The sequence below is a fragment of the Achromobacter sp. ACM05 genome, assembly GCF_019218915.1.
GTDB classification, from domain to species: Bacteria; Pseudomonadota; Gammaproteobacteria; order Burkholderiales; family Burkholderiaceae_B; genus Achromobacter; species Achromobacter animicus.
The window spans coordinates 1-360 of sequence record NZ_JAHUWQ010000018.1 but is presented as its reverse complement, the minus strand read 5'-3'; the positions used below and the strand labels follow the sequence as shown (position 1 = coordinate 360).

General features: G+C 66.4%; 1 protein-coding gene. It reads left to right on the top strand.

The genetic code is table 11. The annotated features are described in order from the left end of the window. On the top strand, nucleotides 1-360 hold a 360-nt coding region (locus KW836_RS28215), incomplete at both ends, for a hypothetical protein (protein ID WP_218345309.1).

Below are 360 nucleotides of genomic sequence, written 5' to 3'. Positions count from 1 at the left end.
CGGACGGCGACAAGAGCGAAGCGGTGCTGACCATCACGATCAACGGCCAAACCGACGGTCCTCCGGTCGTCACCCCGGTGGACTCTGACGGCAACGTCACCAGCGCGCACAACAGCGTGGTGGAAGCTTCCGGCGCGACGGTCACCGGTTCGGTTGGCGTGTCCGCCGAAGCCGGCATCACCGCCGTCACCGTGGCTGGCCGCGATGTGACTGGCGCCTCTGCCGCCAACCCCGTCGTCATCACGACCGACAAGGGCATCCTGACCGTCACCGGCTACAACGCTGCGACCGGTGTCATCTCCTACTCGTACAAGGAAACGGGCGGCGCCGATAACCACTCGGCGGGCGATGACTCGGTTC